The organism is Sphingomonas sp. (assembly GCF_032114135.1).
In the GTDB taxonomy this organism is placed as follows: domain Bacteria; phylum Pseudomonadota; class Alphaproteobacteria; order Sphingomonadales; family Sphingomonadaceae; genus Sphingomonas.
Window position 1 is genome coordinate 2409651 of record NZ_DAMCTA010000001.1, and the last position, 15256, is coordinate 2424906.

At 68.3% G+C, this 15256-nt stretch carries 18 protein-coding genes; 10 read left to right on the forward strand and 8 right to left on the reverse strand.

Translation table 11 applies throughout. From position 1 onward, the window contains the following. Positions 1-31: 31 nt before the first annotated feature. A complete protein-coding gene (pabB, locus tag RT655_RS11430) occupies positions 32-1801 on the reverse strand; it encodes an aminodeoxychorismate synthase component I (RefSeq protein WP_313536759.1) in 1770 nt (589 codons plus the stop codon). Between the two features lie 79 nt (positions 1802-1880). Here pabB and RT655_RS11435 point away from each other — a divergent pair, with 79 nt between their 5' ends. Further along, the gene (locus RT655_RS11435; protein ID WP_313536760.1) at positions 1881-2561 is read left to right on the forward strand and encodes an MBL fold metallo-hydrolase; all 681 of its coding nucleotides are present in this window, start codon (positions 1881-1883) and stop codon (positions 2559-2561) included. 4 nt (positions 2562-2565) lie between these two features. On the opposite strand, the gene RT655_RS11440 is transcribed toward RT655_RS11435, so the two are convergent. Next, the gene (locus tag RT655_RS11440; RefSeq protein WP_313536761.1) at positions 2566-2967 is read right to left on the reverse strand and encodes an MAPEG family protein; all 402 of its coding nucleotides are present in this window, start codon (positions 2965-2967) and stop codon (positions 2566-2568) included. 202 nt (positions 2968-3169) lie between these two features. Here RT655_RS11440 and rpmF point away from each other — a divergent pair, with 202 nt between their 5' ends. The 5 genes from rpmF (at position 3170) to RT655_RS11465 (ending at position 6198) form a co-directional block, all read left to right on the forward strand. After that, positions 3170-3349, forward strand: a complete 180-nt coding sequence (gene rpmF / locus RT655_RS11445; protein ID WP_064310610.1) for a 50S ribosomal protein L32 — start codon at positions 3170-3172, stop codon at positions 3347-3349. A gap of 41 nt (positions 3350-3390) precedes the next feature. Continuing rightward, complete coding sequence (gene plsX / locus RT655_RS11450; protein ID WP_313536762.1) at positions 3391-4422, forward strand: phosphate acyltransferase PlsX; 1032 nt, start codon at positions 3391-3393, stop codon at positions 4420-4422. 24 nt (positions 4423-4446) lie between these two features. Then, entirely contained in the window at positions 4447-5418 is a 972-nt protein-coding gene (locus RT655_RS11455) for a beta-ketoacyl-ACP synthase III (protein WP_313536763.1), read from the forward strand. A 133-nt stretch (positions 5419-5551) separates the two neighbouring features. Further along, positions 5552-5860, forward strand: a complete 309-nt coding sequence (locus tag RT655_RS11460; RefSeq protein ID WP_313536955.1) for an integration host factor subunit alpha — start codon at positions 5552-5554, stop codon at positions 5858-5860. Between the two features lie 8 nt (positions 5861-5868). Next, positions 5869-6198 carry a MerR family transcriptional regulator gene (locus RT655_RS11465; RefSeq protein WP_313536764.1) on the forward strand — a complete coding sequence of 110 codons (330 nt, stop codon included), beginning with the start codon at positions 5869-5871 and terminating at the stop codon, positions 6196-6198. Positions 6199-6319: 121 nt separating this feature from the next. Here the strand turns inward: RT655_RS11465 and RT655_RS11470 are convergent, their stop codons facing one another. The 3 genes from RT655_RS11470 to RT655_RS11480 are packed head-to-tail and all read right to left on the reverse strand — an operon-like array spanning position 6320 to position 9826. Continuing rightward, positions 6320-6853 (reverse strand): histidine phosphatase family protein, encoded by a 534-nt coding sequence (locus RT655_RS11470; RefSeq protein ID WP_313536765.1) that lies wholly within the window; start codon positions 6851-6853, stop codon positions 6320-6322. Further along, complete coding sequence (locus tag RT655_RS11475; RefSeq protein WP_313536766.1) at positions 6850-9588, reverse strand: ATP-dependent DNA helicase; 2739 nt, start codon at positions 9586-9588, stop codon at positions 6850-6852. Before RT655_RS11475 ends, RT655_RS11470 begins: the two co-directional genes overlap by 4 nt. Before the next feature lie 52 nt (positions 9589-9640). After that, positions 9641-9826: a DUF4169 family protein gene (locus RT655_RS11480; protein WP_313536767.1), complete on the reverse strand. Its 186-nt coding sequence runs from the start codon at positions 9824-9826 to the stop codon at positions 9641-9643. Positions 9827-9888: 62 nt separating this feature from the next. Between RT655_RS11480 and ssb the strand changes: the two genes are divergently transcribed. Further along, positions 9889-10473, forward strand: a complete 585-nt coding sequence (ssb, locus tag RT655_RS11485) for a single-stranded DNA-binding protein (RefSeq protein WP_313536768.1) — start codon at positions 9889-9891, stop codon at positions 10471-10473. A gap of 9 nt (positions 10474-10482) precedes the next feature. On the opposite strand, the gene RT655_RS11490 is transcribed toward ssb, so the two are convergent. Then, positions 10483-12132, reverse strand: coding sequence for a hypothetical protein (locus tag RT655_RS11490; protein WP_313536769.1), 1650 nt, complete (start codon positions 12130-12132; stop codon positions 10483-10485). A 153-nt stretch (positions 12133-12285) separates the two neighbouring features. Between RT655_RS11490 and RT655_RS11495 the strand changes: the two genes are divergently transcribed. Next, on the forward strand, positions 12286-12753 hold the full coding sequence (locus RT655_RS11495; RefSeq protein ID WP_313536770.1) for a hypothetical protein: 468 nt from the start codon (positions 12286-12288) through the stop codon (positions 12751-12753). Positions 12754-12759: 6 nt separating this feature from the next. On the opposite strand, the gene RT655_RS11500 is transcribed toward RT655_RS11495, so the two are convergent. After that, entirely contained in the window at positions 12760-13056 is a 297-nt protein-coding gene (locus RT655_RS11500; RefSeq protein WP_294256794.1) for a hypothetical protein, read from the reverse strand. 90 nt (positions 13057-13146) lie between these two features. After that, entirely contained in the window at positions 13147-13980 is an 834-nt protein-coding gene (panC, locus tag RT655_RS11505; protein ID WP_313536771.1) for a pantoate--beta-alanine ligase, read from the reverse strand. Between the two features lie 80 nt (positions 13981-14060). Here panC and RT655_RS11510 point away from each other — a divergent pair, with 80 nt between their 5' ends. Both RT655_RS11510 and RT655_RS11515 read left to right on the forward strand, forming a co-directional pair. Beyond that, positions 14061-14855, forward strand: coding sequence for a division plane positioning ATPase MipZ (locus RT655_RS11510; protein ID WP_313536772.1), 795 nt, complete (start codon positions 14061-14063; stop codon positions 14853-14855). Continuing rightward, positions 14855-15121, forward strand: a complete 267-nt coding sequence (locus RT655_RS11515) for a J domain-containing protein (protein ID WP_313536773.1) — start codon at positions 14855-14857, stop codon at positions 15119-15121. The genes RT655_RS11510 and RT655_RS11515 overlap by 1 nt, the downstream gene beginning before the upstream one ends. Positions 15122-15256: the final 135 nt, after the last annotated feature.

Sequence of the window (15256 nt, forward strand, 5' to 3'; positions counted from 1 at the left end):
TCTGTGCGCCTTTTCCGGGGAAGATGCGCGCCTATAGGTCCGCTTCGGCGCCTTCCGCAACTGTAACGGCTGCAACCAGTCCGCGCAGCGCGTTGCCGAGCAGAAAGCCGCCCGCAAGATCCTCGGGGCGGAGATCGCCTTCCACCGCGCGGCCGCTGGCGAGCAGCTCGGCGCGGAGCACGCCGGGGAGCAGCCCGCGCGAGCGGGGCGGGGTGACCAGCACGCCGTCGCGCTCGACGAAGATGGCGGTGAAGCTGCCTTCGGTCAGATAGCCCTCGGCATCGGTGAAGACCACTTCCCAGGTGCCGGCGGCACGGCGCGGTTCGTCGTACAGCTTCCGCCGGGTGGTCTTGTGGCGGCGGCGGAAATCCTCGGCGGGCACCGAATGGGGCACGATCCGGACCTTTACAGGCCCGACCGGCGGGGCCGGGGGCGGCGAGATGCCGATCGCCACCGCGCCCGAGGGGCCGAGCAGCAGCCGCACCTTGGCGGCATCGCGCAGGCGGAAGGTCGCGGCCTGCAGCTCGTTGCGCACGACATGGCGGTCGAACGGGAAGCCGAATACCTCGGCGCTGGCACGGATCCGTTCGAGATGGCGCTCGAGCAGGAGGATCCCGTCCTCGGGATCGAAGCGCATCGTCTCGATCAGGTCGAAGCCCGGTTCGGCCATGGTCACGAACGCCCCCTTGGCGCGGCATTCCGCCCATTCGCTGTCGGCATAGGAGTCGGCGACGACGCCCGAGCCGAGGCCGAGGCTGGCGCGGCCAGTCGCATCGATGGCCAAAGTGCGGATCGCGACGTTGAATTCGGCCCCACCATCGGCATCGATCCTTCCTATCGAACCGGTATAGACGCCGCGCGCGCTGGGTTCGACTTCGGCGATGACCTGCATTGCACGGATCTTCGGCGCGCCGGTCACCGATCCGCAGGGGAACAACGCGGCAAGGGCGTCGACGGCTCCGAGGCTTTCGTGCAGGCGCGCGGTGACCGTCGATGTCATCTGGTGGACGGTGGGATAGGTCTCGACATGGAAGAGCTGGGGCACCGCGACGCTGCCGGGTTTCGCCACGCGGCCGAGATCGTTGCGCATCAGGTCGACGATCATCAGGTTCTCGGCGCGCTGCTTGGGATCGGTCGCGAGCTCCCGGGCGAGCGCGGCGTCGATCGCGGGGTCGGAGTCGCGCGGCGCGGTGCCCTTCATTGGGCGGGCGGTGAGGGTGCCGTCCGCCAGCGCGAAGAAGAGTTCGGGCGAGAGGCTGAGCAGCCATTGGTCGCCGGTCGCGACGAGCGCGCCGTGCCCGGCGGCAGCGCGGGCGCGGAGCAGCGCGTAGAGCGCGGCGGGATGGCCGGCGATCGGCACCGCGGCGCGGAAGGTAAGGTTGGCCTGATAGATGTCGCCGGCCTCTATATAAGAGAGCACGCGCGCGAGGGCGGTATCATAGGCGGCGCGGTCGAGCAGCGGGCGGGGGCGTCCTGCCCAGGCGCCCGCGGGATCGGGGAGCAGCGCGGGGATGTCGGCCGCGGCCAAGCGCTGGTGGCCGCGAAAGAGGCCGAACCAGAGCAGCGGACCGTCCATTTCGCGCACGGGTGTGGCGGGTTCGAGCGCGGCGCCGGCTTCATAGGCGAGCCAGCCGGCGGCATCCAAACCCTCGGACGCCGCGACGCGCAGGCGATCCAGTGCAGGCGCGACGTCGTCCAGCCGGTGCGCCACGACGATCTCGACGGGATTCACATGGAGTCGTGCGCCGCGCCCATCGGCGCGCGCGTCGTCGAGCAGGACGAAGGGGGGACGCAAAACCATCAGGCGTCGGAAATGCAGAGCCGCGCCGCGAAGGGCAAGCCTTGGTTGCCGCGCGCGCGGCCGCGGGGTAGCGAGGGGCATGGCTTCCGATCCCAACGCCGTCCAGCCGCCGCTTCGTGCGGCGATCGTGCCCGTCACTCCGCTCCAGCAGAATTGCACGCTGCTCTGGTGCACCAGGACGATGCGCGGCGCCTTTGTCGATCCGGGCGGCGACCTTGACCGGCTGCGCACGGCGGCGATCCAGCACGGCGTGACGATCGAGAAGCTGCTGATCACCCATGGCCATATCGACCATTGCGGTTCGGCGGGCATCTTTGCCGAGGAACTGGGCGTGCCGATCGAAGGGCCGCAGGAGGCGGATCGCTACTGGATCGCGCGGCTGGAGGATGACGGCCGCGCCTATGGCGTGCCCGGCAAGCCGTTCGAGCCCAACCGCTGGCTGGAGCAGGGCGACCAGGTGACCGTCGGCGAACTGGTGCTCGACGTCTATCACTGCCCGGGGCACACGCCGGGGCATGTGGTGTTCCACCATCCCGACTCGCAGCTGGCGATTGTCGGCGACGTGCTGTTCCAGGGATCGATCGGCCGCACCGACTTTCCCCTGGGCAACCATCAGGACCTGCTCGACGCGATCACCACCCGGCTCTGGCCGCTGGGGGACGAAACCGTGTTCATCCCCGGGCATGGCCAGCCGAGCAATTTCGGCCAGGAGCGGCGCACCAACCCGTTCGTCGCCGATTCGGTGCTGGCGCGCGCCTGACGACTCAATGGAGCGGATTGGCACCCGTATAGCCGAGCCACGCGGCATAGAGGCCGAGCCCGGCGACGATCAGGAAGGTGCTCCCCGCGCCGATCTCGCGGCCACGGCGCCAACCGTCCATGCCGATGCCGTGCACCACGCGGCCGAGCAGGTACACCGCGGCGACCGCCCAGAGGTACAGGCTGGTGCCTTGGGCCAGCTCGATCAGACCGAGCAGGATCAGCACGAAGGGCGTATATTCGACGAAGTTCATCTGCGCGCGCATGCGCGCGAGGAGGCGCGGGCTGCCGCCGTCCCCGGTCAGGATTTGCTCCGCGTGGCGAATCTGGATGACGCGAATCGCCAGCCACAGGTTGAGCAGCGCCGCGGCGCCCGCGCTGGTGAGTGTAACCGGCAGAAAAAACATGCGCGTCCCCCTAAAAGCAAGGCGCGAACCCCTGCCACGTGCGGCTTCTGCTTGCAACGCGGACGAGAATCGCTATACGCGCGGGCTCGCTTCGTGACCTGTCCGCTGGTCCGGCGAGCGGCCGGCCTAGCCGTCGCTTGCCCGAACCATCCTGTGGGCGTATCGCGACTTATTGATTCATTAGCTTGTTGAAGGTGCCGAAATGGCCGTTCCTAAGAGAAAGACCTCGCCCTCGAAGCGCGGCATGCGTCGTTCGCACGATTCGCTGACTGTCGAGTCGTTCCAGGAGTGCCCGAACTGCGGCGAACTCAAGCGTCCGCACAACTTGTGCAACGCGTGCGGCCACTATAACGGCCGCGAAATCGTTTCGGTCGAGGGCTGAACGACGTTTCGCAACGAAGGCCGCAACGGGGGGTTGCCGGTATGACTGTTCCCTCGCGGATCGCCGTCGATGCAATGGGCGGCGATGAGGGGGTCGCCGTCATGCTCGCCGGCGCCGCACGTGCACGTCGCCGCTTCGAGGGGATGGAGTTCCTTCTCGTCGGCGACGAGTCGCGCATTCGCGACGGCCTGAAGGCGCATCCGAATCTGGCAGCCGCGTCGGAGATCGTCCACGCGGCCGAAGTCGTTGCGTCCGATGCCAAGCCGAGCCAGGCGATCCGCCGTGCCAAGACCACCTCGATGGGCATTGCCATCGATCTGGTGAAGCAGGGGCGTGCGGGCGCGGCCGTGTCCTCGGGCAATACCGGCGCCTTGATGGCAATGGCCAAGCTGTCGCTCCGCACCATGGCGGGGATCGACCGGCCGGCGCTCGCCGCGTTGCTGCCGTCGCTGGGCGACAACGACACGGTGATGCTCGATCTCGGCGCCAACACCGAAGTGGACGAGCGCAACCTCGTCCAGTTCGCGGTGATGGGCGCTGCCTATGCGCGCACGGCGCTCGATCTCGCGCGCCCGCGCGTGGCGCTGCTCAACATTGGCACCGAAGAGATGAAGGGCACTGACAGCATCCGCGATGCTGCCGCCCAGCTGCGTGCGGCCAAGCACCTCCCGCTCGACTTCACCGGCTTCATCGAAGGCAATCGGCTGTCGCGCGGCGATGTCGACGTGATCGTCTGTGACGGCTTCTCGGGCAATATCGCGCTCAAGACCGCCGAGGGCACTGCGCGCTTCGTCGCGGATCTGCTGCGCCGTGCGTTCAGTTCCTCGCTGCGCTCCAAGGTCGGCTTCCTCATTTCGAAGCCGGCGACCGACCTGCTGCGCCACCATCTCGACCCGAACAACCATAATGGTGCCGTTTTCCTCGGGCTGAACGGAATCGTCGTGAAGAGCCATGGTGGCGCGAACGAAGTGGGCGTGGATACCGCGATCGGCTTTGCCGCCAAGATGGTGCGCGACGAACTGACCCGGCGTATTGCCGAGGATCTGGGGAACTTCGAGGCCAAGGCCGCGTAGGAAGACGGGATAAAAAGGGGTCGCATGACCATACGTTCGGTGATTCTCGGCACGGGTTCGGCCCTGCCGGCGCAGCGTGTTTCCAACGCGGAGCTGGCGGAGCGCGTCGATACCAGCGACGAATGGATCGTCGAGCGAACCGGCATCCGCTTCCGCCACCTCGCCGGTCCGGACGAGACGACCGGTACGCTTGCCGCCGGCGCCGCGCGTTCGGCATTGGAAGCCGCAGGGATCGAGGCATCCTCGATCGACCTGATCGTGCTGGCCACCGCTACCCCGGACCAGACCTTTCCCGCTACCGCGACTCGGGTACAGAATGCGCTCGGCATCCTCGATTGCGTCGCGTTCGATGTGGCGGCGGTGTGCTCGGGCTTCCTCTATGCGGTACAGGTTGCCGACTCGATGCTGCGCGCGGGCGTGCATCGCCGCGCGCTGGTAATCGGCGCCGAGACGTTCAGCCGCCTGCTCGATTGGGAAGACCGCACCACCTGCGTGCTGTTCGGCGACGGCGCCGGCGCGATCGTGCTCGAGGCGCAGGATACGCAAGGCGAGGCGCCGCAGGGTATCCTCTCCACCAAGCTTCATGCCGATGGTCGCTACAACGACCTGCTCTATGTCGATGGCGGCGTGTCGACCACCGGGACCGTCGGCAAGCTGCGGATGAAGGGGCGTGAGGTATTCCGCCACGCCGTCACCAACCTTGCCTCGGTCATGAACGAGTCGCTGGCGATGGCCGGCCTGCAGCCGGGCGATGTCGACTGGGTGGTGCCGCACCAGGCCAATGCCCGCATTCTCGATGCCACCGCACGCAAGCTCGATCTCGCACCCGAGAAGGTGATCGTCACCGTCGACCGCCACGCCAACACCTCGGCGGCATCGGTGCCGCTGGCGCTCGATGCCGCGGTGCGGGATGGGCGCATCCAGCGGGGTGACCTACTCGTTTTGGAAGCGATGGGCGGCGGGTTCACCTGGGGTGCAGCCGTCGTTCGCTTTTAAGCGTTCCTTCGATGTGCCCATTTTGGACGAGTTACGTGTTTTTCCAGAATATGTCTGAGGCGTTGCCAGCGCTTCAAGATCAATCTTGATAGCGCGTAACAATCTGATACGGGTAGCAGAGTACACGAAAGGAATTGCCGGAATGAATGCTGCGGGTACGCTGACCAGGGCAGACTTGGCCGAGTCGCTGCATCGCGAAGTGGGGCTGTCGCGCGCAGACGCCTCGCGGATCGTCGAGCAGATCCTGAAGCACATGTGCGAATCGCTGGCGAAGGGCGAGAATGTCAAGATCTCGGGCTTCGGCAGCTTCGTTCTGCGGGACAAGGGCGAGCGGGTCGGCCGCAACCCCAAGACCGGGGTCGAGGTGCCGATCGCACCCCGCCGCGTGCTCACCTTCCGTGCCAGCCAGATGATGCGGGACCGCATCGTCTCAGCCCGCTGAGGCCCGCGATGCCGGCGACCGAAAAGGCCGCCGGCGCGTTGCGGACCATAGGTGAGCTCGCCGCTGAAATCGGCAGGCCGCAGCATATCTTGCGCTATTGGGAAACGCGGTTTCCCCAGCTGAAGCCACTCACCCGTGCGGGCAACCGCCGGTATTACCGACCCGACGATGTAGCGCTGGTGCGCCGCATCCATCATCTCCTCAGCGAGGAGGGCTACACCATCCGCGGCGTGCAGAAGCTGCTGGCGGAAGAAAAAGCAGCACGCGGCCGAAGCAAGGCCGCCGAGTTGCAGGCGATCCGGGACTCGCTGTCCGACGCCCTGGAAGAAGACGGCTGAGACGTGGGGTGCGTCAAACGCGGCGCACCCCAGTCACCGTTCGCAGCCGCCCGTCGCCTTGGCTGGCTTTGGCGCGTGGAAGCCCTGCCGAATTCTACTGAAAAGACGCGACCAAGCCCCCTCAGGCATCCGGCCCGAGGCTGGGATCGAGATCGCGCGGCCGCACGAATCGCACGAGTTTCGCTTCCGCGCCGGAAGCCTCGGCCCAATGGTCGATATCGAAGCGGAGCTCGGCGAGCGTCGCGGTCGGGTATTTCTGCTCGACTTCGTCGCGCAGTGGCCCCGAAGCAGACACGCGATCGAGCACCAACTCCTCGAGTCCCGGGTTGTGCCCGGAAAGCAGCACCACATCGGCGGTATCGGGCAATGCCTCGATCGCGTCGAGCAATGTGCCGAGCGAGGCGAGGTAGAGGCGCTTGTCCCACGCCGGCGCGATCGTCTCGCCATAGCCGGCGGAGACCTGCACCAGCGTTTCCTCCACCCGCACCGCGGGGGACGCAATGGCATGATCAAAGCGTAGTCCCTGCTCGCGCAGGTATCGGCCCATTGCGGCGGCGGCACGCTGGCCCTTGGGGTTGAGCGGACGATCGAAATCGCGCGCGACCGGATCGTCCCAACCGGACTTGGCGTGGCGGAGGACGAGAAGGGTCTTCATGCTTCCCCGATGTGGACGCTGGCGGCTTCGCCCGCCTCATGCCGCAACGCGGGCCCCAAGGAAAGCCGAACCCGCTCGACGGCCTGATCGAGTGTCGTGCGGGTGATCCGTGTGCCCGGCGGAAAGGCATCGAGCAGCCGCGATGGCGTGGCGGCGGAGAGCAGCACGAAGGCGCCGCGATCGTCCGCCCGGCGGATCAGCCGGCCGAACGCCTGGGCGAGCCGGGCGCGGACGATACGATCGTCATAGGCCGAGCCCCCACCGGCAAGCCGCCGCGCAGCGTGGAGCACGCTCGGCTTGGGCCAGGGGACGCCTTCCATCACCACCAGCCGCAGCGAATCCCCGGGCACGTCCACCCCGTCGCGCAGCGCGTCGGTGCCGATCAGCGAGGCGCGAGGGTCGTCGCGAAAAATATCCACCAGCGTGCCGGTGTCGATCGGGTCGACATGCTGGGCGAGCAGCGGCAACCCGTCGCGCGCCAGCCGGTCGGCGATGCGGGCATGGACCGCGCGCAGCCGGCGGATCGCGGTGAACAGCCCGAGCGTGCCGCCCCCCGCCGCGGCGATCAGCCGGGCATAGGCATTGGCGAGCGCGGGCAGGTCGCCGCGCTTGACATCGGTGACGATCAGCACCTCGGCCTGGTTGGGATAGTCGAACGGGCTCTTCGCTTCGAAGCGCTGGGCGGGGCGGAGCAGATGGACGCTACCCGAGCGCGCCTCGGCCACGTCCCAGTCGCCGCCGGCGCGCAGCGTCGCCGAGGTGACGAGCACGCCGTGCGCGGGCTCCAGCACCGTCTTGGCGAGCGGTTTGGCGGGATCGAGCCAGTGGCGGTGCAGGCCGATATCGAACTCACGGCCCTCGACGCGGTCGACCGCCAGCCAGTCGACGAACTCGGGATCTGCCGGGCCGCCGATGCGCGCGATCAGCGCCAGCCATGCGCCGACCGTGTCCACGCGCCAGCCGAGCGAGGCGATCGCGCCTTCGATGCGGGCGCGCGCCGGGCCGTCCATCCAGTCGGGCGCTTCGGCCAGCACGGCTTCGAGGCGGCGGCCGAGGACGACCATCGGGCGGAGCAGCGCATCGAGCGCGGCGGTGGCGTTCCCCGCGGCTTCGACCAGCGCGGGATCCGGTTCGGTGAGTTCGGTTTCCAGCCCATAGCCGGCGTCCGCCGCGCCGTTGGCGTCGCGAGCATAGACCAGGCCGCGCACGGCCGCGAGCAGCGCCTCGATCGGGCCGAACGGTTCGCCTTCATTGAGGCGCTGGAGCCAACCGTCGCTGGGCAGCGCGCGCGCGGCGTCGACCGCCTCGGAAATGGCACGGCCGCCGGCATCGTCATAGCTGGCGACGTCGGACAGGCGCGCGGCGAGGCCCCGGCGACGGCCGCGCGAGCCGGACTCGGGGCCGGTCAGCCAGCGGCGCAGCTCGATCGATTCCTGACCGGTCAGTGCCACCGAGAACATCGCGTCGGCCGCATCGAACAGGTGGTGGCCCTCGTCGAACACATAGCGGGTGGGGCGCGTCTGGTTCTCGCGGCCCCGCGCGGCGTTGACCATCACCAGCGCATGGTTGGCGATGACGATATCGGCATCGGCGCTGGCGCGGGCGGCGCGTTCGATGAAGCATTTCCGGTAGTGCGGACAGCCGGCATAGATGCACTCGCCGCGCCGATCGGTGAGCGCGGTCGATCCGTTGCGGCGGAACAGGGTGGGGAGCCAGCCGGGCAGGTCGCCGCCGATCATGTCGCCGTCCGCCGTGTACGCCGCCCAGCGCGCGACCAGCTGCGCGAGGATCGCCGCGCGCCCGGCAAACCCGCCCTGTAGCGCATCCTCCAGGTTGAGCAGGCAGACATAATTCTCGCGGCCCTTGCGGGTGACGATCCGCGTGCGGCGCTGCTCGGCATCGGGGAACAGCCGCTCGCCTTCGTTGCCGAGCTGGCGTTGCAGCGCCTTGGTGAAGGTGGAAACCCATACCGGCCCCCCGGACTTCTCCGCCCAGAGCGAGGCGGGGGCGAGATAGCCGAGCGTCTTGCCGATCCCGGTGCCCGCCTCGGCCAGCACGAGATTGGGCGTATCGGGCACGCTGCGCGGGGCGAAGGCCTGGGCGGCGGCCTCGGCATAGTCGCGCTGGCCCTGGCGGCGCTCGGCGGTGGCACCGGTCAGCCGCGCCAGTCGCTCGGCGACGTCGACAGGGTCCAGCGTGATGGTGCGCGGGGCGGGGCGCGGGGCGCCTTCCTCCCATTCGGGCAGCTTGGAGAAGAGCCAGCGCTCGGCGCGCTCGGGCTTGGCGATGCGCTGGCCGAGCGCGGCGCTCCACGGCCAGCGGAGGCGCCCCAGCGATTGCAGCCCGTGCCAAGCGCCCTCCCGCTCGGGCCAGTCGCCCTCGGCGAGCGCGAGCAGGGTCGCGGCAGCGTCGCGCAGAAAGGCGGCGACCTGCGCGTCGTCCGTGGGCGGCTCTAGCCCGCAGGCGCGCGCCAGGCCCTTGGGGGTCGGCACCATGAAGCGGGCGGGGCGGAGAAAAGCGAACAGCTCGAGCAGGTCTAGCCCGTTCAGCTCCGGATGCCCCAGCCGCTGCCCGACCAAAGGCGCGTTGAGCAGCAGCACCGGCGTATCGGCGGCGATGCGGATCGCCTCGCCGCGGCTCAGCCCGCGCGTGCCCTCGGCCGTGGCGATCCATACGCCCGAATGGCTGGCGTGAAGCGCGGGATAGGGAAGCGGCGGCAACATCGGACGGCGCATGTTGTACACGATGCGTTCCGCTTTGACAGCGGCAAAGCGTCGAGCCGAGGCCTCAATCCTCCGGCGTTTCGCGCCTCGCCTGATCGAGTGTGCGGACCTTGCGCTCGGCCTCCGCGGCATCGCGCGCCTTTTCCGCCTTGGTGCGGCCGAAACGGGCGCGGTTGGCCTCGGCTTCGGCCTGGGCGGTCGCTTTCGCTCTCGCTTTTCTCGCTTTGTTCAGGTTAAGGATGTCGGCCATAGCAGAGTCTTTCTAGCGCCCCTTCGCGTGGGCGCACCATCGTATATCGGAGTTTTTGCGGCATGGCGGGCAGCGTCAACAAGGTGATCCTCGTCGGCAATCTGGGGCGCGACCCCGAGAGCCGGGCGTTCCAGAACGGCGGCAAGGTGGTCGAGCTGCGCATCGCCACTTCGGAAAGCTGGAAGGATCGCAACAGCGGCGAGCGCAAGGAAAAGACCGAGTGGCACACGGTGAAGATCTTCTCCGAGGGTCTCGCCAATGTCGCCGAGCGCTATCTGCGCAAGGGCAGCAAGGTCTATCTCGAAGGCCAGCTGCAGACCCGCAAGTGGCAGGACCAGAGCGGCGCCGACCGCTATTCGACCGAGATCGTGCTGCAGGGCTTCAACGCGCAGATGGTACTGCTCGACGGCCCCGGCGGCGGCCAGGGTGCCGGCCGTAGCAGCGGAGGCGGCGATGATTGGGGTGCGGACGAGTCGTTCGGCGGCGGTGGCGGTGGTGGCGGCTTCGGCGGCGGTGCGCCGGCGGGTCGCGGCGGCGGCAACTTCAACGGCGGCGGCCAGCGTAGCGGGGGTGCCGGTGCCAACAGCAGCGGCGGCGGCTTTGGCGGCGGCTTCCCGGACGATCTGGACGACGACGTGCCGTTCTGATCGACCGACCTAGCGGCGTGCGCCCGGTGCGGGCGGGGCGCAGGGCCGCAAGACCTGGAGCGCCCGCTCTTCCCACCAGAACATCATGCGCGGCAACGGGATCGCGCAATATGCGCTGCGATGCGCCGCCAGCCAGCGCGAGGGTCCCGAGGGTGCGAACAGCGGCAGCACCGGCGCCACGAACCAGGCGCGTTCCCGCTCCTGGTCGCGCAGGCGGTCCCACACGACATCCGGCCAGGTCGCCGTCGCCGGATTGAGCCAGAGCAGCACCGGCGCCTTCGCGCCCAGCGCGGCGGCGACGCCGGGGCCGGTGCCGGACAGATCCACCAGCAGCGCACCGGCGGCCTTGCCCGCGGCTCCGTTCAGGAAATCTGCCGTCTCCTCGTCGACCAGCAGCAGGCTGCCGGTGAGCGGATGGCGCACCGGGATCGTCTGGGCGAAGATCGAATCGGGCAGGCTGTAGGGCGACTGGGCTGCGGCGAGCAGCAGCAGCGGCGCGGCGACGATGGCCAGCGCATGGGCCGCCGCCTGCCGCCAACGCAGAGGGTCCTCGCTGGCCAGCCGGAACAGCGCGAGCAGCGGGAAGACCATGCTGAAATCCAGCTGCGCCCATTGGTTGTTGAAGGTGCCCAGCGCCACCGCGAACGGAGCGATCAGCAGCAGCGCCAGCAGCAGCCCGTCGCGGCGGGCGACCAGCGCCGCATAGCCGGTCGCGATCAGCACCAGCGCGAGTCCCGGGAATTCGGGGATGCCGCCGTCGAGCGCGTCGGGAATCGTCGAGGCCAGATAGAGCAGGCCGAACGCGATGGCGGCGTAGCCGAGCCATTTGCCCCAGCGCGTGCGCCGCAGTGCCAGCGCGCCGATCGCCGCCAGCGCAGACCCGGACAGCATGGGCGGCACCGCCGCCCAGTCCCCCAGCACCTTGATCGGCAGGCGGAGCGGCGTGTTGGGCAGCGCGAGGATGTGCTGGCTCGCTGCGATCCGCGCGAGCAGGCCCGGGATGCGGGACAGCGGCAGGAACAGCGCGATCAGCAATATGGCGAGGGCAAGCGCGCCGAACAATGCGATGCTCCGGCCACGACTCCGCCGGAGCGACCATGCGGCCAGGGCGATGACCAGCACGCTGCCCAGCGCAAACAGCGGCGGCTTGGCGAAGGCGGCGATGGACAGGCCGCAGGCGATCGCAAGGGCGGCAGCAGCACGCGGGGGCGTGCTTTCCGTCCGCAGCAGCGTGGTGACGCCCGCCAGCACCAGCATCGCGCCGACATTGGCGGCGGAATTGTAGCTGGGGGTGACGATCCACGGGAAATAGACGACCAGCGCTGCCGCCGCGCCGAATGTCGCGAAGGTGAGCCGCGATGCGCCCTCGGGTGCGAGCTGCCGGCCGAGCAGCGCGCCTGCCACCCCGGTGATGGCGAATCCCGCCAGCCGGTAGCGCGCCACATCGCCGCCGCACAGGGCGTAGAGCGGATGGAGCAGGTAGCCGAAGGGCTGGTAGAGCAGCGCATAGGCCTCGGGATCGCGCGCCCAGACGAGGTAGAAGATCTCGTCGGTCAGATCGATGCCGCGGCCGGCGCCATAGGCCAGCAGGCCGCCGCAGAAGAGCAAGGCAAGCACGGCACCGGCCAGCACCAGCCCGGCGGACGACAATCGAACCATGTGCGCGGCAATCCCCCCTCGGGCCCTCGCAGCCCGACCGCACCGCTAGCAGCGCCGGCCGACGCCACCAAGGGGCGGGGAGCAAAGTACGTGCCAAGCCGTTCCTATCCGCTAGCGCCGGCGCAAGGTCGACCGGTTGGAAAAGGGGCCAGGATGCATCGTCGTCAGATCTTCGCGCGCGCCGTGCTGCTCGGAAGTTTCGTGTTGCTCGCCGGCTGTGGCCGCGGCGAGCAGACCACCGACGATCCGGTCGGGCAGAATGTCGCGTCCGCGGCGGCGGCGGGGGTGCCGGCAAATGTGTCGGCGGCGATCGACTGCAGCAACAAGCCGGATTTCGTGCCGGTCTATGCCAATGCGACGATTCTGAGCTGTACCGCAGCCCCCGACGGGCTCGACGGCGGCCATGTCAGCGGCAATCTGGTCTACGAAACCGATGCGCCGGAGAAGGACGTGCTCGGCTGGTCGCGCGCGCAGGCCAATGCCGCGGGCCTCAAATACCGTCGCGAGACTCGCTTCAGCTACGAAGCGGGCGAGGAAAGCGAACGCAGCCTGCGGGTGATGGTGGAAGGCCATCTCGGCCGCACCCGCGTGTCGATCAACTGGGGCGAGAAGGCCCAGTGAATCGCGTCAGGCGGCGCGGCTCTCAAGGCCGCGCAGCCAGGCGCGGGCCGCCTTCTGCGCCTCGATGATCTCGCGCGCGGTCATGTCTTCGGCGATGTCGGCGCGGCAGGCCTGCGCCTCGACGCTCCCGGTCATCGCGGCGATGTTGAACCATTTGTGCGCCTCGACCAAGTCGATCGTCACGCCTTCGGCGCCGCTCGAATAGACGACGCCAAGATCGAAGCAGGCGTCTGCACTACCGCGTGCTGCATCGCGCAGCCGGCTCTCGATCAGAAATCGCGCACTTTTTTCACTATTTGCCATTGTCGGTCCGCCCTGGAATCGGTGCCCTTGTTGACTCCGAATCTGGGGGGGTAAGGACAATAAAAGGTTAAGCTGCTTAACCGTATTAGTTCATAGCACGGGGATATTGTCGATCAGTCGGGTGCCGCCGATCCGTGCTGCGGCGAGGAGCCGCATCGGACGGCCGTCGATCGGCGCGGCGAGCGACTCGGCATCGACCAGCGCGACATAATCGACCTCGAACCCCGCGGCGGTGAGCGACTCCTGCGCCTGGGCGAGCGCCGCCTCGCGGTCGCCGCCTTCGCCGATCGTCTTGGCGGCGGCGCCGAGCGCGCGCGGCAGCGCCACCGCGCGGGCGCGATCCTCGGGCATCAGATAGGCGTTGCGCGAGGAGAGGGCGAGGCCGTCATCCTCGCGCTGGGTGGGCACGCCCTGGATCTCGATGGGCATGTCGAGATCGGCGACCATGCGGCGGATCACCTGGAGCTGCTGCCAGTCCTTCTCGCCGAACAGCGCGACATGGGGCTGCACCTGGTGGAACAGCTTGCTGACCACCGTGGCGACGCCGTCGAAATGCCCGGGGCGGTGCGCGCCGTCGAGCGGTTCGCTCACCCCCGCGACGCGGACGCTGGTGGCGAAGCCTTCCGGGTACATGATCCCCGGCGTCGGCATCCACAGCAGGTCGACCCCGGCATTGGCGAGCAGCCGCGAATCGGCCTGTTCACGGCGTGGATACTTTGCCAAGTCCTCATTCGGTCCGAACTGGATCGGATTGACGAAGATCGACACGATCACACGGCTGCCGGCGCGCTTGGCGGCTTCGACGAGCGCCATATGCCCGTCATGCAGCGCGCCCATGGTGGGAACGAAGGCCAGCCGGGCGCCTTCGCTGCGGTAGGCGTCCAGCGCCTGGCGAAGGTCGTCGATCTGGCGAACGGTTTGCACGCTTGGGCACTTTCGATATGAACGGAAGCGGGGCCTTCTATGGGGGGGAGGCCGCCCGATCAAGTGAAGGAATAGCTGCGTTGAATCAGCCCGCTAAACGACTGCATGTGCTGGTTTTTGCCAATGAAAAGGGCGGCACGGGCAAGTCGACCACCGCGGTGCACGCGGCGATCGCGCTGGCCGCCAAGGGCGCGCGCGTCGCCTGTTTCGACCTCGATCACCGCCAGCGGACGATGGGCCGCTACCTCGACAATCGTCGCGCGACGATCCGCCGGATGGGCCGCGAGCTGCCGATGCCGGTCTATGAGACGCATGACGGCGAGAGCATGGACTTCTTCACCGACACGCTGGATCGGCTCGGCGAAGGCGCCGACTTCCTGGTGATCGACACCCCCGGCCGCGACGACAAGTTCGCGCGCATCTCGGTGACCAATGCCGACACGCTGGTCACCCCGATGAACGATAGTTTCGTCGACTTCGACCTGATCGGCCAGGTCGATCCCGACAGCTTCCGGGTGACGCGGCCTAGCTTCTATTCGGAGATGATCTGGGAATCGCGCAAGCGCCGCGCCAAGGCGGACGGCGAGACGATCGACTGGGTAGTGCTGCGCAACCGCATGCAGCACATCGAAGCCCGCAATATGCGGCGCGTGTCCGAAGCCATCGACCAGCTTTCGAAGCGCGTCGGCTTCCGGGTGATCTCGGGGCTGTCCGAACGCGTGATCTATCGCGAGCTCTTTCCCCAGGGGCTGACGATGCTCGATTCGCGCGAGTTTGGCGAGATGGGGCTCAGCCATGTCGCGGCGCGGCAGGAGTTGCGCGAGATGATGGCAGGCCTCGCGTTGCCCGACGTCAACGCGCCGCTGTTCGCCTGATGGCGAAGCTCCTCATCGCCGCGGCGTTGCTCTACATCCTCTGGCGCTGGCTGCAGCCGAAGTCGAAGAAGGCGCCTGCCGTACCGCCGCCCCGCCTCGGCGAAAGCGAAGCGCGTGCCATCCTAGGTGTCGATGCCGCGGCAGGACCCGAGGAAATCCGTGCGGCGCATCGCAGGCTCGTTTCGGCGCTGCACCCGGATCGCGGCGGCTCGGCGGAGCTGACGCGACGGATCAATCTGGCACGCGACACGTTACTGCGGCGCTGAGGTCCGTCCTCGTCACGTAACATTTGCCTGCGACGATGTTGCAGTGCAAAATATTATTCTATTTGTGCCTGGAGCCGCTTGAAACTTGGTTTCGAGTCGCGGAAGAGGCGCGCATCTTTACCTTCGGGAGGGCTT